This is a genomic window from Phaeovulum molybdatiresistens (assembly GCF_023544865.1).
Classification (GTDB): domain Bacteria; phylum Pseudomonadota; class Alphaproteobacteria; order Rhodobacterales; family Rhodobacteraceae; genus Pontitalea.
This window is the reverse complement of record NZ_JAMJFX010000025.1, coordinates 17510-38997: the sequence shown is the minus strand read 5'-3', so window position 1 is coordinate 38997 and position 21488 is coordinate 17510. Positions and strand designations below refer to the sequence as shown.

Here is a 21488-nt window from a genome sequence, read left to right as displayed (position 1 = left end):
CCCGGCACCGGGCGCACCGCCTGTGATATCGCGGTGGCGGGCGGCAAGATCGCGGCGATCCTGGCGCCGGGCACGCCGGTGCAGGCGGCGCGCATGGTCGATGCCACAGGCCTTGTGGTGATGCCCGGCGCGATTGACGCACACCTGCATCTGGGCCACGGCAAGGACATCGCCCGCCCCCGCGTGCCCGAGGATGCCGACCGCGAAACCGCCAGCGCGGCCAAGGGCGGCGTCACCTGCATGATCCCCTACCTCATGGGCACCGGCCCCTATGAGGAAATCTTCGACGAGGTCGTTTCGGTGACCGAGGCCGGGGCGCGGATCGATTTCGGCTATCACTTCATCATCTCGACCGAGGATCAGCTGAAGGGCGTTCCGGCCTATATCACCGATTACGGTGCGCCGACGCTCAAGATCTTCATGAACAACCGTGGCGGTGAAGGCGCGCGTCTGGGCCTGCCCGATATCGACGACGGCTTCTTTTTTCGGCTGGCCGAACATGCGGCGGCGCATGGTGGCATGGTCGCCCCGCACCCCGAAAACATTGAGGTCGCCTGGGTCCTGCGCAAGCGGGAAATGGACCGCGACCCCGAAGGCCGCGGCGGTCTGGCCGCCTGGGACGCCACCCGCCCCGCCTTTGTCGAGGCCGAGGCGGTGCAGCGCGCGGCGTTCCTGGCCAATCAGGCGGGGGCGCCGCTGTATGTCGTGCATACCTCGTCCGCGGCGGCGCTGGATGCGGCAACCGCGCGGCGCATGGCGGGCGACCGGGTCTATCTGGAAACCTGCCCGCATTACCTGACCCATGACGTCAGCTGGGCAGGCGGCAATCTGGGCAAGATCAACCCGCCGCTGCGGTCCGCCACCGATTGCGAGGCGCTGTGGCAGGCGATCTTTGACGGCGATATCGACACGGTGGCCACCGATCACGTGCACCGCGATGCCAGTTCGAAAGAGGGCGGGATCTGGAAGGCCTCGCCCGGTTGCCCGGGGATGGAAACGATGCTGCCCGTGCTGCTGACCGAGGGGCACCACGCCCGCGGCCTGCCGCTGGAACGGATCGCCGAGCTTGTGTCGGAAACCCCCGCGCGGCTGATGGGCCTGTCGCATGCCAAGGGCCGCATCGCGCCGGGCCTGGATGCCGATCTGGTGCTGGTCGATCTGGATGCCGAATGGGTGCTGCGGCGCGAGGATGTCGTGTCCTCGGCGGGCTATTCGATCTATGAGGGGCGGCCCTTCAAGGGCGCGATCCGCCACACCTTTGTGCGCGGTCATGCGGTGGTGGATAATGGCGCGCTGGTCGATGATGCGTCCGGCATCGGCCGCTATCAGCGCCGCAAGCTGGGGGATGAGGTGTGATGGCTCAAGCCTATATCGCCGCAGATCATTGATCTCGATATCGAAGCCCAACTGGGCCCTATATTACGTATCGGGTCGACCCATAATACTTGACAATCTATCAGGTCACAAAAGCCCCAGTGCAGCCCGGCTCTCCCTGCAATCGAAGTATGGTTCCTGTCCATAGCGCCCTACAGCCCCGATTCAGAGCCTATTGAAATGTCGTTCTCGAGCTTAGGCCGCGGACTAGAAAAGCCGCGGTCCTAACCTACGAAAAGCTCTGGCGGGTGGTCGGCCGGGTTTTTGACGTCTTATAAGCCGGAGAGTGCTAACCCTTTTCAGGGTAGTAGGCGATCAGACCAATTGATTAATACGCTCTCTAGCAGTGAGGCGCAAAAAAGCGGTGTTCCGGCTTCTCGGTTACGCTGCAAGGTGCCCCAGCCTGCAGTTTCTGCCGCACCGGATAGGCCAGCACTTCCTGCCAGATCGACCGATACAGATGCGGCTGTTGCAGCAGGCAGATCGCCTGTTGGTGCAGCCAGTCGGGCGAGAGCCTTGGTTCGGTGCGGCGGATCGTTTCGGGACGTTTGTCAAAGCAGGGAAACCACAGTTCCTGATCGCGCAGATGGTGCCAAAGCCGTAGCAGGTGGCTGCCATCCTCGGTGGGCGAGATGTCGGGCGCATAACGCTCAGCCGCATCGACCGGATTGTCCAGAAGCGGCGGGCTGATCAGGTTCACATCTGTCACACGGCCGGGCGCCTCTTCCTGCAAGGCCAGCGCGAGCGCGGCCGAGGTGCCCGTTGCCTGGAACGCCGCCCGATCCAGCCCGAGAACGTCCATCGCCTCGATTAACTGGTCCACCCAGAGGGAAAGGCTGATGGATTGGTTTGCCGGAAGGTCAGAATGTGCATTGCCGGCGGGGTCAAGCGCATAGACCGTATGGTCGGCGGCAAGTGCCTCAATCTCGGGCAGGTGCAGGTCAATGCCCCCCGGAAGATCGGGCAAGAAGATCAGAGGAGCGCCCGTGCCGCAGATGCGCAGATGCATTGGTCCTGCCGCTGTCTGCAGATATCCGCGTCCGGTCTGCAGCGATGCCAGAGGCAGGGCGGGTGCGGCTGGCGCGGGGTGCTGGCGCAGAATGGCAAGCTCTTCTTGGGCTGCGGCCTTGGGGTCGCGCGGGAAGACATGGACCCAGGCGGTGTCCGGATAAAGCTTGATGGTCTTGAACTGGCTGTCGCCGGGTCGGTTGCCATAACAGACAGGCGGGCGGACCGCACCGATCATCTTCAGCCCCGCATGGCGGAACGCCGAGGCGTAGGTTTCCGCATAGGTGTCTGCGGCCTGAAGAAGCTCGACAGTGCCGCGGTGCAGGAAATCCGGGTCGGGCATGTCGGCATCGGCGCGGTGGGCGGCATCGGGGCGATCCCAGGGCCAGAACAGGTGCTGCTCACGGTAACGATACCAGGTCCACGTCAGGTGGCCGCCTTCCCACGAGGGGGTGATGGGGGGCAGGTATTCGGCTAGGCGCTCTTCGGAATAGGGGGTGGCAAAGATCGGGAAACCATCTGCCAGAACCATGGTGACCAATTCGGGATGGTGGTGCGCCACTTCCACGGCCACGCCCGCTCCGGTGTGACGCCCGTAAAGCGCCGCCTTCTGCAGCCCGAGCGCCCGCATCCCGCCCGCGATCGCGTCGGCCAAGTCTTCGGTTTTCAGCGGCATGCAATCAAGCGGCTCTGATAGGCCAAAGCCCGGCAGGTCAAAGGCGATACACGTGAAATCGTCGGCCCATTCCTGTTGCAGGGGCAGCATGACCCTCGATGAACAGGGCGAGGCATGCAACAAGACCACGGCCGGGCCCGATCCGGTGACGGTGTAATGCAGCGCCTTGCCATCGACCGTCACAAAACCCTTGCGAAGCTCGCTTTGCGGTGTGGATGCATGGTTGTTCATGGCGCGTCCTCTGTCCTGCTCATTGCGTTCTGTTGACAGTTTACATTGCGGCCCCTATCCTGTCTACAGGCTCTTCGTCTGCATTTTCAGGGGCCTCGCCGCGCCCTCGCACGAAGCGGTTGCGGCGCCTTTGGTTGATCAGGCGCGATAGCGCCGCGAAAGGGGACTTGCATGAGCGCGACCGATCCCATCCCATCGCTGCGGGCGGCGCTGCCCGATCTGGAGCTGTCGCAGGACGGACTGGATCTATACAGCACGGATGTCTTTTATCGGGCCCTTCACCTGCCCTTGGCGGTTGCTCGGCCGAACGAGATCGCGCAGGTCCTGGCGCTGGTAGACCAGGCGCGCAAGCTGCGGCTGACCTTAATGACCCGCGGGGCGGGGCTGTCCTACAGTGCGGGCTATCTTGCGCCCAATGACCGGACCGTTCTGGTGGACATGCAGGGCATGAACCGGATCACCGAGCTGAACGTCGAGGACCGGTTTGTCACCGTCCAGCCCGGCGTGACCTGGTCGCAGCTGCGCGAGGCGCTGGCCCCGCATGGGCTGACCACGCCATTCTGGGGCACGTTCTCGGGGCAGTTCGCGACGGTCGGTGCCTCGGTGTCGCAGGGGGCAAAGTTCTTCGGCTCGGCCTCTCGGGGCGGTTCGGCGGAATCGGTGTTGGGGCTGAAGGTCGTCACCGGCACCGGCGAGGTGCTGACCACGGGGGCGGCGGCCTCGACCGAGCCGACGGCGCCGTTCTTCCGCAACTATGGCCCCGACTTGACCGGCCCGTTCCTGGGCGACACCGGCGCTTTCGGGATCAAGGTGGAAATCACGCTGGTGCTGATTCCGGCCGCGCAGGCGATGGGCTATGGCACCTTCTCCTTCGCCGATCCGAAAAAGCAGATGGAGGCGATGGGCCGCATCGGCGCCGAGATGCTGGCGACCGAATGTCAGGGGATGGACCCGTTCTCAGCTCGCGCACGGCTGGCCAGCGAGGGGCTGACCAAGGATGTCGGCCTCTTGTGGAAGATCATGCGCAACAGCGGCGGCGTGGTGCAGGCGCTGCGCAACGGCGCGACGATCGCGCTGAACGGGCGGCGCTTTGCCAAGGGCGACGGCTATCTGATGAACGTGGTCTGCGAGGGGCGCGACACCGCCGATGCCCAGTCGCGCATTCGTCGCGTGCGCCAGATCGCGGCGAGCTGCGGCGGGCGCGAGCTGCCCTCGTCGATCCCGCGCGCGCTACGGGCGATGCCGTTCCCGCCGATGGATTCGCTGCTGACTCCTTCGGGCAAGCGGATGAATTGGCTGCATGTGGTGGTGCCGAACTCGCTGGGCGCGAAGTGTTTCGAGGTGACCGAGCGGATATTCGAGCGCAACGCCGGGGCGATGAAGGCGGCCGGCATCGACCGCGGCTATCTGCTCTCGACCCACGGCCCCACGGCGGTAGGGGTGGAAACCCTCCTGCGCTGGGGGGATGCGCCGCTGCCGATCCACACGCATTACATGTCGGACCCCTCAAAGGTCCGTAAACGCGAGGACAATCCCGCTTCGCGCGCCGTGCTGGAGCAGCTGTCCGCCGAAATCCTGCAGGAATGGCGCGCGCTTGGCGGCGTTCACATGCAGATTGGCAAGAAATATCCCTATCTGGAAACGCGCCTTCCCGAAACCGCGGGCCTGCTGCGCGACCTGAAGGCGCGGCTGGACCCGGACGGGATCATCAACACCGGCAACGTCTTCGTCGGCTGAGGTGGTAGAAAAGAAGAACCCCGGCAGGATGACCTGCCGGGGTTCTTCTTTTCGCGGGATCAATCCTTGAGGTTGAAGATCCGCATCGCATTGTCGCGCAGGATCTTGCGCTTGGCCGCGGGGCGGAAGTCGAGGTCATGCACCTCGTTCATCGCGCGCTCGGGGTCGATCACCCAATAGTCGGTGCCGAACAGGAATTTGTCCTGACCGTAGGTGTTGGCGTAATGCACCGCCGCCGGGCCCCAGAATTTGGGCGCATAGGCGTCGCCGGCCATGTAGACGTTCTTGTGCTTGTTCGCGACCGAGATCATCTCGTCCACCCACGGATAGCCGAGGTGAATGCCAATGATCGTCAGTTCCGGGAAGTCGATGGCGATCCGGTCCAGAGCCATCGGCCGGGCCACGGTGGCAAGCCGGCAGTCATCACGATAGATCAGGCACTGACCGACCTGCATCATGATCGGAATACCTAGTTCGGCGCAGCGGGCGTAGTAGGGATAGTAGATCGCCGCATCGGGCGATTGGCCGAACCAGTGCGGGTAAAGGTGGGCGCCGACAAAGCCGTATTCCTTGACCGCGACATCCAGTTCCTTCAGCCCAGAGATCCCGCGCAGCGGGTCGATACCGGCCAGTCCGCTGAAGCGATGGGGATATTCTTGGCATGCCTTGTGGATGTATTCATAAGGGATTTCGGTCGAGGTCGACATCCGGCGATCCCCACAGCGGGTGGCGATCAGGAACGACCGCTCGATCCCGGCGCGGTCCATCTTTTCGATATATTCCTCGGCGGTCAGGCCGCGGCGGTTGTCGCCGTCCATGCGGACCTGATTGCGGAAGTTTTCATCGGTGGGAGCGCGGCCTTCGGCCAGAATTTCAGGGGTGTAGTAGTTCACCACGATGTCAATGGCACCGTAACCATCCTGGGTCTTGGTGGGATCGAAAGCGAAAGGAGTTTGCGACATAGCTAACCTATCTTCTGGGATATGAGGTAAATGATAGCATGAATCGCTATCTGTCAACAGTTTGCAAATCTACCACGCTCGGGGGCGCGGTCCGGGGCGCGACAAGGCCGCCAGACGGTCGGGCAGAATCGGTCGGAAGGGCGGGTTGTAGCTGAAGGGATCGGTGTCCTCCCAGTAAGTCGCTTGCTCGCCGCCTTGCGAGCGGAACAGGATAAGCGCCCCAGTGTAGGACCCGTAGGGGCCGTGAATAGCCATCGCAGGGCGATAGCAATAGGCGCCCGCCTGCATGATGCCCAAGGGGCCTGCCAGTTCCCCTGCCAGCATGTAGAATTCTTGCGCAATCGGGTGGCGTTCCGCGCGCGACCCGCGCCGGAAAGCAAAGGTCGAGGTGATATAAGTGGTGTTGCCATCCGCCGGGTCCAGCCGCAGGACCTTCATCCGCGCGCCCGACCGCATGCTTTCCAAGCCAAAGCGCTGGAAGTCCCCGTCCCAATCGGCATCTGCCAGTGGTATCCGCGCCACTGTGCGGGCAGCGACAGCTTCGGCGGATGTGTCCGCAGTGGCCTGAGAGGCCGAGCGAAACAGTAGCAGAACTGTTTCCGTCTGAGCGATCAGTCGCACCGATGGGGTGCCATTGGCGAAGAACGCATAGTCATGCGGCCCGAACTCATCATCGTTGAGGGTCGCGCGCCCTTCAAGCACATAGACCTCGGTGTCTGTGCCCTGGGCGACCAGATCCTGCTTGCTGCCTTCAGGAATGCGCAGCAGGACGCTGATATCTGGCCCCGCGTCCTCGCGGCTGAGAAGTCTGAAAGTTGCGTTGGGCAGGCCTATTTCCGCTCCGTCCAACCAGGGCAGAACTTGGGATTGAATGAAATCGATATGTTCACGCATGGTCAGTCCCTTGTCGACAGTTTATGAGCGAAATTCGCTCAAAGAAAACTGTTTACAGTTATCAGACCCCTGTCTAGGATAATTTTTGATCTGCTGACAGATGGTGGGAGCCATTTGCGCACGTCACAGTGGAGGTCCATGAAAATGAGTTACATATCGACAACGCTTGGCGCCCTGCGGAACGTCGCCGTCGCCGCGCTGCTGCTGGGGGGCGCAGGTGCCGCCATGGCAGCCCCTGAAAAGCTGACCGTTGCCTTGCCGGGCGACCTTCCGGGCCTTGACCCGAGCAAGGACACCTCGCCGCTGGGTTTCAACTATCGCCTGAACGTCTACGATGCGCTGACCGAGCTGCAGCGTGACGGCCAGATGCGTGGCCGTCTGGCAGAGAGCTGGGAATCTTCGGAAGACCTGAAGACCTGGACCTTCAAGCTACGTCCCGGCGTCAAGTTCCATGATGGCAGCGAGTTCACCGCCGATGACGTCGTGTTCACGATCGAGCGTGTGCTGGCCGATGAAAAGACCCCGCTGCGCACCTATGTCCGGCTGGTCGAAAAGGTCGAGGCCGTCGATGACCTCACCGTGCGCTTCACGCTGATCCAGCCTTATTCGCTGTTCTTCCGTCAGATTTCTTACGTAAACATCATGTCGCGCGACTACCACGACAAGGTGGGCGACGATGGTTATGCCACCAAGCCGGTCGGCACCGGACCCTATAAGCTAGTGGAATGGGTCAAGGACGACCGCTTCGTTCTGGAGGCAAATCCCGATTACTGGCGTGGCGCCCCCGCGATCAAGACCGCGACCTTCCGCCCAATTCCCGCCGAAGCCAGCCGCGCCACCGCGCTACTGTCGGGCGAAGTAGATCTGGTTCCCTCGCTGCCGCCGTCGCTGCTGGCGCAGCTGGAGCGGTCGGACAAAGTCAAGACAGGCGTGGCGCAGGGCTTCCGGACGATCTTCCTGGCTTTCAATTCCACCGTCGCGCCGCTGAACGATCCCAAGATCCGTGAGGCGATCGACGTTTCTATCAACCGTAACGCAATTGCCGAGCAGCTTCTGCGTGGCCTGGGCAAGCCCACAGGCATTCTCGTCCCGCCGATGAACATCGGTTATGACCCGACCTTGACCCCGACCGCCTTCGACCCGGAAAAGGCCAAACAGCTGGTGGCAGAGGCCGGCTACAAGGGCGAGACGATCTCGATCCAGTATCCCTCCAACAATATCGCCATGGCGAACGAGGTGGTTCAGGCAATCGCGGGATACATGACCGAAGTGGGTCTGAAGGTCGAGCTGAAGCCGATGGAGTTTACAGCGTTCTTCCCGGTATGGCTGCAAGCTAAGGTGGATAGCGCCTATTTCTTCGCCTTCGGTTCCTCACAGTATCATGCCGAAACCGTGCTGACGACGATGTTTACCAAGGGTTCCCACGCCTATGAGGTCGACGAGGAAATCGATCGCTTGGTGAACGCCGCAAAGGCCGAGGCAGACCCGGCCAAGCAACAAGAAATGTTGTCGGACGCCTTCAAGCGTTCGAATGCGAACCGCTGGCACCTGCCGCTGTATGACGAGATGCAGGCCTACGGCATGCAGCCCTCGATCGAATATAACCCCTGGCCGGATGGCTTCATCCGCCTCTACGACTTCCAGTAAGTCCCACACGGCAGGGCTACGGCCCTGCCGCTTCCTTTTCCTTCTAGCGGCCTGAACGATGATTCAAAATTTCACTTTGCCCGATCTGCTGCGTGTGTCGCCTGCCGCGCTGCGCAACCTTCAGAACCGGCTGATCTCGCAGCAGGTCGCCCTATGCTACGAACACAGCCCCTATTACAGCGCGCTGATGCGGCGCGAGGGAATCGAACCGCGGCATATCCAGTCGGTTGACGATTTGGAGATTCTTCCGCCCTCCTCGAAATACGATTTTCTCGCCGATCCTGAAGCCTTCCGCCTGCGACCCGAGGGTCTACCCTTGCACGAGGGCCTGCTGACCAAGGTCATCTATACGACGGGCACCACGACGGGCCGACCCGCGCCGATCTATGTTACCTCGCATGACCAGGCCGCCTATACCTTCGGCTTCCAGGAACGCCAGGATCTGATCGGGCTGAAATCTACCGATCGCGTCTGCAACCTGTTCCCGTTGACCAGCTTCCCGCTGGGTGCTTATTCCCGCGCCGTGGACGAGATCGCCGCCGTCGGCGCCACGATCATGTATGCCCATACGGGTCGATCCGATGTGATGTTCCCGATCAACCGCAGTTTGGACAGCGCTGTCGAAACCATCGCGCGGCACCGAGCGACGGTGTTGTGGGGCGTGGCGGGATTCGTCCGTCGAGTGATGATCCGCGCCATCGAGATGGGCGCCGATTTCACCGCTCTGCGCATGATCATGACCACGGGCGAGGCGTCCTCGCCTGCAATGCGCGAGGATTTCCGCCAGCGCATGCGCCAGCTGGGCGCCGCCGATACGCTGGTAGTGAACCGCTACGGCTCAACTGAGCAGGGCGGCACCATGATCGAATGCTGCGAAGGCTCGGGCTTCCATTCGGGCTTCCCCGATCAGCTGTTCCACGAGATCATCAACGAAGATACAGGCAAGCGCCTGCCAGACGGCGAACAAGGGATGCTGGCGTTCTCGCACCTGAACCGTCGGGGCACGGTGTTCCTACGCTATAAGGTAGGTGATCTGGGCTCTATGGACCATTCGGTTTGCCCGCATTGCGGTCGGTCCGCGCCGCGGCTCTCGTCGAACACGATGCGCACCGGCGATGTCATCAAAATCCGTGGCGTTCTGGTCAATCTTGGCAACCTCAAGGGGGAACTCGACAAGATGCCGCATCTGGATGAATACCAGATCGTTATCGCCTCGGAAGATCCCGCCGATCCGTTCTCGATGGATCGCTTCATCATCCGTATCGCGCCGGGTCAGGCGGCGCATCACGATCTGGCGGAACGTGTGGTGGCTGAGGTCCGTGCGCTGACCAATATGCGTGCTGAAGTCGAGATAGTGGACCGCAGCGAGATCTATGATCCGATCACCATGGCCAAACCGCGCCGCATCGTCGATCAGCGCCAGACGCGCTGATCTCGTTGACGTTCGACATGTGAAAGGCCCGCCAGACTGGCGGGCCTTTGCATTTGTCGTGGGCAAAATCCCCGGCCCGAAGGCTGGGGAAGATGTTCAGGCCAGCGCCGCGGCAATGGCTTTGGTTTCAAGGTAGCTTTCGAACACTTCCTTGCCGCGTTCGCGGCCCCAGCCCGATTGGCGGAACCCGCCGAAGGGCAGAGCGCTGTCGCCCACGAAATGCCGGTTGATGCCGATCGTTCCCGCCCGGACCCGCGCTGCCAGCCGGTGCGCGCGCGACAGGTCGCGCGTCCAGATCGAGGCGGCCAAGCCGTAGATCGAATTGTTAGCCTCGGAGGCGATGGCGTCCAGATCGTCGTTCTCGAAGCGCATCACGCTCAGGACCGGACCGAAGATTTCCTCGCGTGCGACGGATAGGCTGGGCCGCGAGCAGGCCAGAACGGTCGGCTGGAAGAAGTGCCCCGCGCCCTCGATCCGCGCGCCGCCGGCAACCACCTCGGCGCCCTCGGTGATGCCGCGTTCGGTCATGCCGGCTACGCGGTCCAGATGCCCGGCCGAGATCAACGGCCCCATCTGGCTGCCCTCGGTCAGGCCATAGCCGACCTTGAGGCTGCGCGCATAATCGGCCACGCCGGCGACGACACGGTCATAGACGTCGGCATGGACATACAGCCGCGAACCGGAGGTGCAGATCTGCCCGGCGTTGGAAAAGATCGCCACGCCAGCCCCGATGATCGCCTGTTCGAGATCGGCATCGGGGAAGATGATGACTGGGCTTTTGCCGCCTAGTTCCAGCGACACCCGTTTGAGGTTCGATTCCGCTGCCGCACGCGCGATCGCGCGACCAACCTGGGTCGACCCGGTGAAGGCGATCTTGTCGATGCCCGGATGCGAGGCCATCGCCGCACCCACATCGGCGCCGCCCGTCACAACGTTCAGCACGCCCGGTGGAATACCCACCTCGACGCACAACTCAGCCAAGATGATCGCGGTCAGGGGTGTCAGGTCAGCGGGTTTTAGAACCACCGTGCAGCCCGCCGCCAGCGCTGGCGCGAGTTTCCAGACCGCCATCATCAGCGGCCCGTTCCACGGGACGATCTGGCCGACCACGCCCACGGGTTCGCGCAGCGTGTAGGCGTGCCATTCTCCGGGTGAGGATACCGGGATCGTTTCGCCGGTCAGCTTGGTGGCCCAGCCCGCCGAATAGCGCAGAAGGTCCGCTGACGAGCCCACGGCACCCATCCGCGCCGCCGCAATCGGCAAGCCGACGTTGAGCGACTCGATATGCGCGATCATCTCGATGCGGGCTTCCAGCGCCTCGGCCAGCCGCCAAATCAGCTTTGAGCGTTCGTTGGGCTTCATCCGCCGCCATGGCCCGGTTTCAAAAGCGGCCCGAGCCGCAGCCACCGCGCGGTCCACATCGGTGGCAGTGCCCTTGGGCACCTCGGTCAGGGTCACGTCACGGCCGGGGTCTTGGATCGCGGCGGTCTCGCCCGCTTCGGCTTGGACCAGTTCGCCGTTGATGAACATGCCCTGCTTGCGGGCCAGCCAAGCGGTTGCCTCGGCCGGCAGGTTTTGCGGAAGATCAGTCATTCTACGGCCCTCACAGCGAGAAATCGACGACCTGACGGACGGTGCCGCCAGTCCGCAGGTTTGCGAACGCCTCGTTGAGTTGTGTCAGCGGGATATGGCTGGAGATCAGGTGATCCAGTTCCATACGGCCCTGCCGATAGTAATTTAGGATGTTCGGAATATCGACGCGAAACCGGTTCGAGCCCATGGACGAGCCGCGGATTTTGCGGTCTTTGATGAACATAGAGCCCTCGAACTCCAGTTTCTCGCCGGGTTTGAACATGCCGATCAGCGTGGCGGTGCCGCCGGGACGCAGCATGTCGAAGGCCTGCGTCGCGGTGCGCTTCATGCCAAGCGCCTCGAAGGTGTAATGCGCGCCGCCCTTGGTCATCTCCATCACGCTGGCCACCGGGTCGGTGTCCTTGGCGTTGATGACGTCGGTCGCGCCTAGTTTCTTGGCCAGGTCCAGTTTGGTGTCGAGCATGTCGACCGCGATGATCCGGCCCGCGCCGGTCAGCGCCGCGCCCGAGACCGCCGATAGACCTACACCGCCGCAGCCGATCACAACCACGGTCGAACCCGGTTCCACTTGCGCGGCATTGGTCACGGCGCCAAAGCCCGTCAAAACACCACAGCCCACCAGAGCGGCACGGTCCAGCGGCAGATCCTTGTCGATCTTCACCACGGCGTTTTCATGCACCAGCATCTGCTCGGCGAAGGATGACAGGTTTGAGAACTGATGCAGAAGGGAGCCGTCTTCCAGCGTCAGGCGGCGCGCGACGCCCGGTGCAAGCTTGACCGAGGTGTCTTCGCACAGGTTTGGGTGGCCGGTGGTGCATTGCGGGCAGCAGCCGCAGAACACCGATAGGCAGGTGACGACATGGTCGCCCGGCTTTACGTGGGTGACTTCCGAACCGACCTGCTCGACGACCCCGGCGGATTCGTGGCCAGGCACAAAGGGCACGGGGTAGGGATAGGTTCCGTCGGCAAAGTGAAGGTCCGAATGGCAGACGCCGGCATAGGCGGTCCGAATCAGCACCTCGCGGGGGCCCGGCTTGTTGATGCTGACGTTCTCAAACGTCATCTCTTGCCCGGCTTGCCAAATGACTGCAGCTTTCATTTCGTGATCCGATCCTTGCGTGGTGATGCTGGACATTCGCTAGGCAACAGTCATCTGTCAACAGATTTTGCAGCGCGCGGTCGATGTGGCTGAGGACAAGAACGATCTTTTAGTGCAAACTGTTGACAGATGTCGCCATGCCCCGTAGCGTCAACACGTTCCGGTCCGAACAGAAGGCCGTGCAATCAACGGGCGGCTTCGCCTTCCTAACCGAGGGTCCACATGCTTTACTTCATCACGAAGCGGATATTGCAGTCCATCCTCACGGTTTTCGGTGTGGTCACCGTGGCGTTCTTCCTTGTGCGTCTGTCAGGCGATCCCTCTCTGCTGCTGCTGTCTGCGGATGCCACGCAAGAGGATATCGCCGCCATCCGCGACGCGATGGGTCTGAACCGGCCAATTTGGGTGCAATATCTTGAATTCATAGGCAATGCGCTGCAGGGCGACTTTGGCAATTCGATCCGGCAGAATTCGCCCGCGATGTCGCTGGTGCTAGAGCGGGTCCCGGCCACGCTGGAGTTGGCGCTGACCTCGTTTGCGGTCGGGATCGGCTTGGCGCTGATCCTGGGCACGATCATGAGAATCACGCGCAAGGTCTGGCTGCGCGAGGCGATCATGTGGATCGCGCTGGCCCGTCAAGCATTCCCGGTGTTCTCTTTCGGTCTGCTGATGATCCTGGTGTTTTCGGTCGGCTTGGGCTGGCTGCCATCGCTTGGCCGGGGCAGCTGGCAACATCTGGTGCTGCCTGCGCTAACGCTTGGGTCGTATGAACTGGCGCTCTATTTGCGGCTGTTCAACGCCTCCCTCGCCACCGAGCAGCGGCAGGACTATGTCCGGACCGCCTATGCGAAGGGGCAGGGTCGGCTCCAGGTGATCTTCCAGCACATGTTGCCCAATGCGCTGCTGCCCATCGTCACCGTGGCGGGCATAAACCTGGGCCTTCTGCTGGGCGGTGCTGTGGTGACGGAAACAGTGTTCAGCTGGCCCGGAGTCGGGCGTCTGATAGTGCAATCCGTCAGCCAGCGCGACTTCCCGGTTATCATCGCCGGTGTGTTTTTGTTGTCTCTCATCTTCGTCGTCATCAACCTGATCGTGGACCTCCTTTACAGCGTTCTCGATCCGCGTGTGAGGTTCTGATGCTGTCCCGCCTTTCGTTCTCGGGCTACTTCGCCCTTCTGATGTTGGTCCTGACGCTGTTGTTCATCTTTGGCGTCACGATGCTGCCCTCTTATGACCCCTACGGACAAAACCTGGCGGCCGGGCTGCTGCCTCCTGGCGGGTCCAGCTTTGACGGGCGCTATTATCTGCTGGGCACCGACCAGCTGGGGCGTGACATGCTCAGCCGGTTGGCGCTGGCGGGTCAGGTGTCGTTCGCGATCGGTGCAGGGGCGGTGATGGTCAGCTTGGTGATCGGCGTTACACTGGGGCTGATCGCGGGCTATTTCCGAGGCCCGGTCGAGATGGTCATCATGGGGCTGGCCGACCTTCAGTTGTCGATCCCGCGCATCCTGCTGTTGATCGTGATGGCTGCTATTTTGGGGCCGAGCCCCTGGATGTTGGCTGTGATCTTGGGCATTACCAGCTGGGTTGCCTATGGCCGCGTCGCCCGCGGCATGGCGCTGTCGCTGCGCGAGCGCGAGTTTGTGCTGGCGGCCCGGGCGCAGGGGTCTACCGCGACCTGGAACATCCGCAAGCATCTTTTGCCCAACGTCTTGCCGCAGATGATGATCGTGGGCTCATATGAATTCGGTCAGATCGTCGTGATGGAGGCCTCACTGTCTTATCTAGGGCTTGGGGTGCAACCGCCGCTGCCTAGCTGGGGTATGATGGTGTCCGAGGGCCAGACCTACCTGGAGCTTGCGCCCTATCTGGCGGTTCTGCCCTCCATCGCGCTGTTCGTGCTGGTCGCCAGCCTTCAGTTCCTATCGCAGGCGTTTACCAGCGAAAACGACTCGGTTGACCTTCCCGAAAGGATCAAGGGATGAATAAACCCGCTGCCTCAGACCAGAAGGTTCTGCTTAGCGTCCGCAATCTGACTATCCAGGTGCCGGTGGGTAATGGCACCTGCAATCTTGTCGATGATGTCTCGTTTGACATCATGGAAAGCGAGGTTTTTGCGCTGGTGGGTGAATCCGGCTCGGGCAAAAGTCTGACCATGATGGCCGTTCTGGGCCTGCTGCCCTTGCCGCTGCGGATGACGCAGGGCACGATCGTGCTGCGCGGCCAGGAACTGACGGAACTGGATTTCAATGGCATGCGCCAGGTGCGCGGGAAGAAAATGGCCATCGTGTTCCAGGATCCGATGACCGCGCTGAACCCGGTGATCCGCGTGGGCAAGCAGGTTGACGAGGCGATCCGCCTGCACAACCCGGGCCTGAGCGCGAAGCAGATCCGCGCCCGCGGGATTGAGCTGTTTCGCCAGGTTGGCATCCCCAACCCCGAACAGCGCTATGACCAGTTCCCCAACGAGTTCTCGGGCGGGATGCGCCAGCGCGTTGTGATTGCCATCGCGATGGCCAACGAACCCGACCTGCTGATCGCGGACGAGCCGACGACCGCGCTCGACGTGACCATTCAGGCGCAGGTGATGGACGTTTTGCGCGAGGTGCGCGAACGCACTGGTGCGGCGATGATCTTGATCTCGCATGATCTTGGGCTGGTGGCGGAACATGCCGACCGCATCGGCGTGCTGTATTCGGGCAGTCTGGTCGAGACCGGCACCACCGAACAGGTTTTTGGCGCGCCGCAGCATCCCTATACCGCGGGCCTGATCGCAAGCCTTCCGCGCGTGGACCAAAAGGTTGATCGGCTTTATTCCATCCCTGGTTTCGTGCCCGCGCCGGACAAGCGGCCCAAGGGCTGCGCCTTCTCGACCCGCTGTGAAATGTCCCGCGACCGCGATGCCTGCACCCACGCCCGGCCCACGCTGCGGTCGATGCCTGAAGGGCGCCATTCGGCCTGCCATTACGCTGAGGAAACCGAAAGCTGGGCTAAGGCGCAGGCCGCCGCCCGCGTGGTTCTGGACGAGGTTGACGACAGCGCCCTGCGTCAGGCGGCCGAACCGATCCTGTCGGTGCAGGATCTGCAAAAGGAATTTGACGTCTCGCGCGGGTTCCTGGGGCGGCGCGCCAAGATGAAGGCGCTGCGCGGCATCTCCTTCGACATCCTAAAGGGCCGCACTTTGGGTCTTGTGGGCGAGTCAGGTTGTGGCAAATCCACGCTGGCGCGGGTGTTGCTGCGCCTTATGGAGGCCTCGGGCGGGCAGGTCATGCTCAACGGCAAGCCGCTGCTGACGATGCAAGGCAGTGCGCTGCGCTCGGCCCGGCGGAACTTGCAGGTGGTGTTCCAGGATCCCTATTCCTCGCTGGACCCGCGCATGACCGTGCACGACATCATCGCTGAGCCGATGCGGATTCACGACTGCTACGACGCCGCACGCGTGAACGAGCTTTTGGCCCATGTCGGCCTTGGCCCTGAGGCGTTGCTGCGCCGTCCGGGCCAGTTCTCGGGCGGTCAGCGTCAGCGTATCGCTATTGCCCGCGCGCTGGCGCTGCAACCCGATGTGCTGATCCTGGACGAGGCCGTTTCCGCGCTGGACGTGTCGATCCAAGCGCAGGTCATCAACCTGCTGCGCGATCTTCAGGCAGAATTCGGGCTGACCTATGTGTTTATCTCACACGACCTGTCGGTGGTGCGGCACATCTCGGACGATGTGGCAGTGATGTATCTGGGCCGGATCATCGAATACGGATCGGTGCGCGAGGTGTTCGAGAACCCTGAACACCCCTACACTCAGGCGTTGCTGTCCGCGATCCCGCGGCACCACGTCCCCGAGGCTGAGCGTGGCGAACGCATCTTGCTGGCGGGCGATCTGCCCAACCCACTGTCGCCGCCCTCTGGTTGTGCCTTCCGCAGCCGGTGTCGTCATGCCGTGGCCTCCTGTGCCCAGTCCGAGCCTGAGCTGATTGAAAGGACGCGCCCGCATCACCAAAGCGCCTGTCTGCGCGCCGAGGAGCTGAGCAACCCGGCAAAGCTTGCCAGTTGAAACATGGGCACCCGTGCCTTGACGGGGTTGCCTTTCGGCAAGGCCGAAGCAGGCCCTGACCGCCGGATGCTTTCGGCGGTCAGGGCTTTAATTTTTCAATCTGATCGTTTGGCCATCGTAACAAGACGCAGAATCGGGACATTGCTGATTGACAACTGTTTACACTGGTGGAACTCTTTCCTTGGCCCCAGTTTTATCTGCAGGGTCCAAGAGAACCATTGCCACGATCAGAACCGGTCCAGAAACGGCGTGTGGCAACTTTCCTAGAGGTTCAATAGGAGGATACCTTCCACATGTTCATGCACCGCTTGCGGCAAGGCGCAGCCGCACTTGCCATTGCCACCGGCCTTCTTGTGCCGGCCCATCAGGTCTTCGCGGCTCCTGAAACGCTGACCATTGCCTTGCCAGGTGACTTCCCGTCGCTGGTGCCCAGCGATGACACTTCGCCGCTGGGTTTCAACTACCGCCTCAACGTCTTTGACCAGCTGACCGTGATCGGCAAGGACGGCAAGATCGGTCCGCGCCTGGCGACCGAATGGACGGCCTCGGATGACCTTCTGAAATGGACGTTCAAGCTGCGCACCGATGCGCTGTTCCATGATGGCAGCCCGGTGACGGCCCACGACGTGGAATTCACTGCGCGCTACATCCTGGACAACCCGAAATCACCGACCCGCACCTTCCTGCGGCTTGTTGACAGCGTGAAGGCGATCGACGACCACACGATCGAATTTACGCTCAACCAGCCCTATTCTATCTTCGAACGGCAGATCAGCTTCATCAACGTTATGCCGAAGGACTACCACACCAAGGTCGGCGAAGAGGGCTATGCCAAGGCTCCGATTGGTAGCGGCCCCTACAAGGTGGTCAACTGGGTCAAGGATGACCGGCTGGAGCTGGAGGCGTTCGACAAGTATTGGGGCGGCGCGCCCGAAGTGAAGAAGGCTGTCTTCCGCCCGATCCCCGCCGAGGCCAGCCGCGCCACCGCGCTGATGTCGGGCGAGGTGGATCTGGTCACCACGCTGCCCCCCGCGCTTGTGGATACGCTGGCCCGCAATGACGGGATCGAGGTCAAGACTGTTCCAGGCTCGCGCGTGATGTTCCTTGGCTTCAACTCCAACGCGGCGCCGTTGGACAACCCCAAGATCCGCGAAGCGATCGACATCGCCATCGACCGCGAAGCGATCACCCAGGGCCTTCTGCGCGGTCTAGGCCGGGCGACCGGCATGATGATTCCGCCGAACAACGTAGGCTATAATCCCGAATTCGTCGCGACCAAGCAGGATATGGCACGCGCCAAGCAGTTGGTGGCTGAATCCGGCTATGCTGGAGAGCCGATCCTCTTCGACTATCCCAGCAACAACTTCGTTCTGGCCAACGAGATCGCTCAGGCGATCGCGGGCTATCTGACCGAAGCGGGGCTGAAAGTCGAACTGCGCCCGGCCGAATTCACCGCCTTCTTCCCGCAGTGGACCCAGACGGCCTTTCCCAGTCTTTACATGTTCGCCTATGGCTCGACCCAGTATCACGCCGATACGATCCTGACCTCGATGTATAGCACCGGCGGTCGCGTCTATCGTCTGAACCCGGAAATCGATGCGCTGGTCGCCGAACAGAAGCGTGAACGCGACCCGGTCAAGCAGGCCGAGATCATCAGCCGCATCTTCAAGATCGGGGCAGAGGACCGTGACAACGTGCCCCTGTATGACGAGTTCTTCGCTGTCGGCATGAAGAAGGATCTGGGCTATGAGGCCTGGCCGGATGGTTTCGTGAGGCTTTACGAATTCCGCTGATCCCGATCAGGCCCGGTCGCCTGGCCGGGCCTTCCCCCTTTGCAGAAACCCGAAAAGACCCATGCTTGAAATCCCCAAATACACCGGCCAGATCCCGGTTGCCGACACGGCGGTGATCATCGTCGATATGCAGGCAGGCTTCATGAGCAGCGACTATTCGCTGGGTAAGGCGGGCATGGATGTGCGCCCGCTGGCCCAGGCGGTGCCCGGCTGTGTCCGGCTAGTGCAGTCTGCCCGCGAGGCGGGCGTTCCGGTGATCTTCACGCGTTTCGTCTATGCCCCCGACATGTCCGATTTCCCGCGCCATCGTCGCGACCGCAGCGCCCGCCGGATCGAGCTGTTGTCGCTCGCCGAAGGTCAGCCCGAGATCGAGATCATTTCCGAGCTCGCCCCCCGTGCCGGAGAGCTGGTGATCGACAAAAGCCGCCCCAGTTCCTTTTACGGCACACGGCTAGAGCCGATCCTAACGGCGCGCGGCATCCGCAATCTGGTCGTAGCCGGCGTCACCACCAGCATCTGCGTGGAAACTACTGTGCGCGATGCAGGCCAGCGCGATTACCACACCTTTGTCGTCAGCGATGCTGTCGCCGAGATTGAGCCGAATCGCCACCATTATTCTCTGTTCAATATGGCGTGGTCTTTTGCCGAGATCGTCACCTCTGATCAGGTTCGGGCTGCGTGGCAGGGTCAGGCAGCGGTTGGCTGATTCAAGGATGAAAGGTGCGGGCCGATCGGATGCGGGGTCATCATGAAGAAGACTTTTATTGACGGCGCGTCCAGGCTTGAATTTCCCACTCCGCCTCCCCCCGCCTTCGGTGAGGTCGTGCAGATACGCGATGGCCTGCTTTGGGCACGTCTGCCGCTACCTTATCTGGTCGACCACCTGAATCTGTATTTCCTGCGGGACGGTGCGGGCTGGGCGGTCATCGACACTGGCATTCGGACCGAAGAGGCGCTGGCCGCCTGGGAAAGCCTGCTTGACGGGCCGCTGCGCGGCCTCCGTCTGACCCAGGTGATCGCCACCCACTTTCATGCCGACCACATCGGCCTTGCCGGATGGCTGTGCCAACGCTTCCGGGCGCCCCTTCTGACCAGCCTTTCATCCTACATGACCAGCAGGGTCTTGTCCGTCCCGCCCGAGGAAGCCGCGTTGCGTTCGCAGGCCGCGTTCTACGAAAGCCACGGCCTCGACCAAGCAACTGCTCAATTTCTTGCCTCAGGGGAGCGGGACTATCCGCAGCGCATCGGCCCTCTTCCCGAAGGGTATTCGCGCCTTGCAAGTGGCGATGTCCTGACGATCGGAAAAAGGTCATTCCAGGTCTTGTCCGGCGATGGCCATGCGCCCGAACAGATCCTGTTGTATTGCGCGCGGGAAAGGCTGCTTTTCGCGGCAGATCAGATCATGGAGAAGGTCACCCCCAACATCACCTTTCCTACTGGCGACCGTCAGGCTGACCCGCTAGGACATTTCCTGCGATCGACAGGCGCGCTATGTGCTACGATCCCCTCGGATGTTCTTGTCTTGCCCGGGCATCTTCGGCCCTTTATTGGCCTACACTGGCGTTTCACCGAAATCGAACGACGCCTCGAGGATCGCTGCGCGCTTATCCGCGATGCCTGTCGACAAAGGCCCGCCTCGGTAGCCGAGCTGGTGTCTATTCTCTACCCCAAGCAAGGAGACCCGCGGCAGATCGGTTTTGCCTTCACCGAAACGCTGGCAGCCGTGAATCGGCTGATTCGGTGCGGCGAAGTCACCACAATCCGTCAGGGCGACCGGCTTCTGCAAGCAACAAGTGTGTGCGCTGCCTGAAGCGCAACTCCTATTATTGGGGAGGTTAGGGCCAATGGTTGCCACGGTTTCGGCAGTCCTGGCACTGCCACCTGAGATGTTCAAAAAAGTGCTGGACTTCGCGGTCTGGCTCGACCCCACACCAGGGCAGAATTCCACGGCAGGCAAGCAGCGCTTGGCGGCCACGAGAGACGGGACGGAACGGATGAAGAAAGCGCCTAAGATAGGGCTGGGGCTTCTGCTACAGCGGGCGAATAAGTGTTTTTTGGGCGCGCTGTCGGTGCTGCTGGAAACTCAGGGCATCAGCCGGACCCGCAGGACTAACATGGCATGACAGTGTTTGATGTTCCTGTATTCGAAGGGCTGACGACGGTTCAAATCCTCTCACTGGGCTTGGTCTTTGCCGCCTCGTTCTTCGTGAAAGGCGTCTTCGGTTACGGCGCGGTGCCGCTGCTGATCGTCGCAGGGTCCTTCGTGGTGGAGCCACACCATGCCGTCGTGCTGGCCGCGGTCAGTAACGTATTGACGCATCTGCAATATCTCCCAAACGGCTTCCGCCAGGGGCGGGCCCGGCTGGCGGGGCAACTGGCCGTGTTCATCCTGCCGATGATCGTGATCGGCGTCTGGATTTTCTCGCGTATCGGAGGAGACTCACTGAACGTGTTCGCGGGGACGGTCATCCTTGCGTCCATCGCCTTCGACAGCTTCGGTTGGCTTGATCGTATCGCGCCCTTCATGCGGCGCAACGTCCGGGTGGTCGGCCCGGCCTTCGGGATGCTGGCAGGGCTGATCTCGGGCATGATCGGGGCGGGGTCCATCGCCTTTATCTCGCTCTACATCAAGGTTCTCGTGCCCGAGAGGGCGGCCTTTCGCGCGACGATCATCCTCGTGACCGGTTCGATCCTCGTGTCACGGATCTTCATCCTGTCGCTTTCGGGGATGGTGACGCATGGTATCGTGGCCGAGGCGTTGCTGCTGTTGCCAGGCGCGCTGCTGGCGGGCAGCGCGGGGGCACGAATGTCACGCCGGCTCAGCGATCGCAGCTTTTTCGCCGCTTACCGCGCTGTGCTGGCCTTCGGCGCCGCGGCGATGGTCCTGCGGGGGGTGGTGGGATAAGGGGTTCAGTCAAGAGGACCTCCATCCCTACCGCGCGGGACTAAACCGACCGGTTTGGTAACGCGAGGCGCGCTCTTGCTCCATGTTGAACC

At 62.2% G+C, this 21488-nt stretch carries 17 protein-coding genes; 12 read left to right on the top strand and 5 right to left on the bottom strand.

What is annotated here, in order from left to right:
• Positions 1–1356: dihydroorotase (locus MXB90_RS14615; RefSeq protein WP_250046126.1), on the top strand; the 1356-nt coding region annotated here is incomplete at its 5' end.
• A 358-nt stretch (positions 1357–1714) separates the two neighbouring features.
• Here MXB90_RS14615 and MXB90_RS14610 read toward each other — a convergent pair.
• Complete coding sequence (locus MXB90_RS14610; RefSeq protein ID WP_250046125.1) at positions 1715–3289, bottom strand: alpha/beta fold hydrolase; 1575 nt, start codon at positions 3287–3289, stop codon at positions 1715–1717.
• Positions 3290–3460: 171 nt separating this feature from the next.
• Here MXB90_RS14610 and MXB90_RS14605 point away from each other — a divergent pair, with 171 nt between their 5' ends.
• Positions 3461–5026, top strand: coding sequence for an FAD-binding oxidoreductase (locus tag MXB90_RS14605; protein WP_250046124.1), 1566 nt, complete (start codon positions 3461–3463; stop codon positions 5024–5026).
• A gap of 59 nt (positions 5027–5085) precedes the next feature.
• On the opposite strand, the gene MXB90_RS14600 is transcribed toward MXB90_RS14605, so the two are convergent.
• Both MXB90_RS14600 and MXB90_RS14595 read right to left on the bottom strand, forming a co-directional pair.
• Positions 5086–5988: an amidohydrolase family protein gene (locus MXB90_RS14600; protein ID WP_250046123.1), complete on the bottom strand. Its 903-nt coding sequence runs from the start codon at positions 5986–5988 to the stop codon at positions 5086–5088.
• Positions 5989–6057: 69 nt separating this feature from the next.
• Positions 6058–6882 (bottom strand): cupin domain-containing protein, encoded by an 825-nt coding sequence (locus tag MXB90_RS14595; RefSeq protein WP_250046122.1) that lies wholly within the window; start codon positions 6880–6882, stop codon positions 6058–6060.
• Between the two features lie 138 nt (positions 6883–7020).
• On the opposite strand from MXB90_RS14595, the gene MXB90_RS14590 reads away from it, so the two are divergent.
• On the top strand, positions 7021–8529 hold the full coding sequence (locus MXB90_RS14590) for an ABC transporter substrate-binding protein (RefSeq protein WP_250046121.1): 1509 nt from the start codon (positions 7021–7023) through the stop codon (positions 8527–8529).
• Positions 8530–8587: 58 nt separating this feature from the next.
• Complete coding sequence (locus MXB90_RS14585; RefSeq protein ID WP_250046120.1) at positions 8588–9961, top strand: phenylacetate--CoA ligase family protein; 1374 nt, start codon at positions 8588–8590, stop codon at positions 9959–9961.
• A 96-nt stretch (positions 9962–10057) separates the two neighbouring features.
• On the opposite strand, the gene MXB90_RS14580 is transcribed toward MXB90_RS14585, so the two are convergent.
• Together MXB90_RS14580 and MXB90_RS14575 are read right to left on the bottom strand one after the other, a co-directional pair.
• The gene (locus MXB90_RS14580; protein ID WP_250046119.1) at positions 10058–11554 is read right to left on the bottom strand and encodes an aldehyde dehydrogenase family protein; all 1497 of its coding nucleotides are present in this window, start codon (positions 11552–11554) and stop codon (positions 10058–10060) included.
• Positions 11555–11564: 10 nt separating this feature from the next.
• Positions 11565–12617 carry a zinc-binding dehydrogenase gene (locus MXB90_RS14575; protein ID WP_250046118.1) on the bottom strand — a complete coding sequence of 351 codons (1053 nt, stop codon included), beginning with the start codon at positions 12615–12617 and terminating at the stop codon, positions 11565–11567.
• A 258-nt stretch (positions 12618–12875) separates the two neighbouring features.
• On the opposite strand from MXB90_RS14575, the gene MXB90_RS14570 reads away from it, so the two are divergent.
• From MXB90_RS14570 to MXB90_RS14535, 8 genes are all read left to right on the top strand, one after another.
• The gene (locus tag MXB90_RS14570) at positions 12876–13790 is read left to right on the top strand and encodes an ABC transporter permease (protein ID WP_250046117.1); all 915 of its coding nucleotides are present in this window, start codon (positions 12876–12878) and stop codon (positions 13788–13790) included.
• Positions 13790–14638, top strand: a complete 849-nt coding sequence (locus MXB90_RS14565; RefSeq protein WP_250046116.1) for an ABC transporter permease — start codon at positions 13790–13792, stop codon at positions 14636–14638. Before MXB90_RS14570 ends, MXB90_RS14565 begins: the two co-directional genes overlap by 1 nt.
• Entirely contained in the window at positions 14635–16698 is a 2064-nt protein-coding gene (locus MXB90_RS14560) for an ABC transporter ATP-binding protein (RefSeq protein ID WP_250046115.1), read from the top strand. Before MXB90_RS14565 ends, MXB90_RS14560 begins: the two co-directional genes overlap by 4 nt.
• Positions 16699–16991: 293 nt before the next feature.
• The gene (locus MXB90_RS14555; protein ID WP_250046114.1) at positions 16992–18491 is read left to right on the top strand and encodes an ABC transporter substrate-binding protein; all 1500 of its coding nucleotides are present in this window, start codon (positions 16992–16994) and stop codon (positions 18489–18491) included.
• Positions 18492–18552: 61 nt separating this feature from the next.
• The gene (locus MXB90_RS14550) at positions 18553–19197 is read left to right on the top strand and encodes a cysteine hydrolase family protein (RefSeq protein WP_250046113.1); all 645 of its coding nucleotides are present in this window, start codon (positions 18553–18555) and stop codon (positions 19195–19197) included.
• Between the two features lie 42 nt (positions 19198–19239).
• A complete protein-coding gene (locus tag MXB90_RS14545) occupies positions 19240–20301 on the top strand; it encodes an MBL fold metallo-hydrolase (RefSeq protein WP_250046112.1) in 1062 nt (353 codons plus the stop codon).
• Positions 20302–20335: 34 nt separating this feature from the next.
• On the top strand, positions 20336–20614 hold the full coding sequence (locus tag MXB90_RS14540) for a hypothetical protein (protein WP_250046111.1): 279 nt from the start codon (positions 20336–20338) through the stop codon (positions 20612–20614).
• Positions 20611–21396, top strand: a complete 786-nt coding sequence (locus tag MXB90_RS14535; protein WP_250046110.1) for a sulfite exporter TauE/SafE family protein — start codon at positions 20611–20613, stop codon at positions 21394–21396. Before MXB90_RS14540 ends, MXB90_RS14535 begins: the two co-directional genes overlap by 4 nt.
• Positions 21397–21488: the final 92 nt, after the last annotated feature.

Coding starts and splice junctions, on each gene's coding strand:
- MXB90_RS14575 (WP_250046118.1), bottom strand. CDS start 12,617: ATGACGTTTGAGAACGTCAGCATCAACAAGCCGGGCCCCCGCGAGGTG.
- MXB90_RS14570 (WP_250046117.1), top strand. CDS start 12,876: ATGCTTTACTTCATCACGAAGCGGATATTGCAGTCCATCCTCACGGTT.
- MXB90_RS14610 (WP_250046125.1), bottom strand. CDS start 3,289: ATGAACAACCATGCATCCACACCGCAAAGCGAGCTTCGCAAGGGTTTT.
- MXB90_RS14540 (WP_250046111.1), top strand. CDS start 20,336: ATGGTTGCCACGGTTTCGGCAGTCCTGGCACTGCCACCTGAGATGTTC.
- MXB90_RS14565 (WP_250046116.1), top strand. CDS start 13,790: ATGCTGTCCCGCCTTTCGTTCTCGGGCTACTTCGCCCTTCTGATGTTG.
- MXB90_RS14580 (WP_250046119.1), bottom strand. CDS start 11,554: ATGACTGATCTTCCGCAAAACCTGCCGGCCGAGGCAACCGCTTGGCTG.
- MXB90_RS14605 (WP_250046124.1), top strand. CDS start 3,461: ATGAGCGCGACCGATCCCATCCCATCGCTGCGGGCGGCGCTGCCCGAT.
- MXB90_RS14585 (WP_250046120.1), top strand. CDS start 8,588: ATGATTCAAAATTTCACTTTGCCCGATCTGCTGCGTGTGTCGCCTGCC.
- MXB90_RS14560 (WP_250046115.1), top strand. CDS start 14,635: ATGAATAAACCCGCTGCCTCAGACCAGAAGGTTCTGCTTAGCGTCCGC.
- MXB90_RS14535 (WP_250046110.1), top strand. CDS start 20,611: ATGACAGTGTTTGATGTTCCTGTATTCGAAGGGCTGACGACGGTTCAA.
- MXB90_RS14595 (WP_250046122.1), bottom strand. CDS start 6,882: ATGCGTGAACATATCGATTTCATTCAATCCCAAGTTCTGCCCTGGTTG.
- MXB90_RS14550 (WP_250046113.1), top strand. CDS start 18,553: ATGCTTGAAATCCCCAAATACACCGGCCAGATCCCGGTTGCCGACACG.
- MXB90_RS14590 (WP_250046121.1), top strand. CDS start 7,021: ATGAAAATGAGTTACATATCGACAACGCTTGGCGCCCTGCGGAACGTC.
- MXB90_RS14555 (WP_250046114.1), top strand. CDS start 16,992: ATGTTCATGCACCGCTTGCGGCAAGGCGCAGCCGCACTTGCCATTGCC.
- MXB90_RS14545 (WP_250046112.1), top strand. CDS start 19,240: ATGAAGAAGACTTTTATTGACGGCGCGTCCAGGCTTGAATTTCCCACT.
- MXB90_RS14600 (WP_250046123.1), bottom strand. CDS start 5,988: ATGTCGCAAACTCCTTTCGCTTTCGATCCCACCAAGACCCAGGATGGT.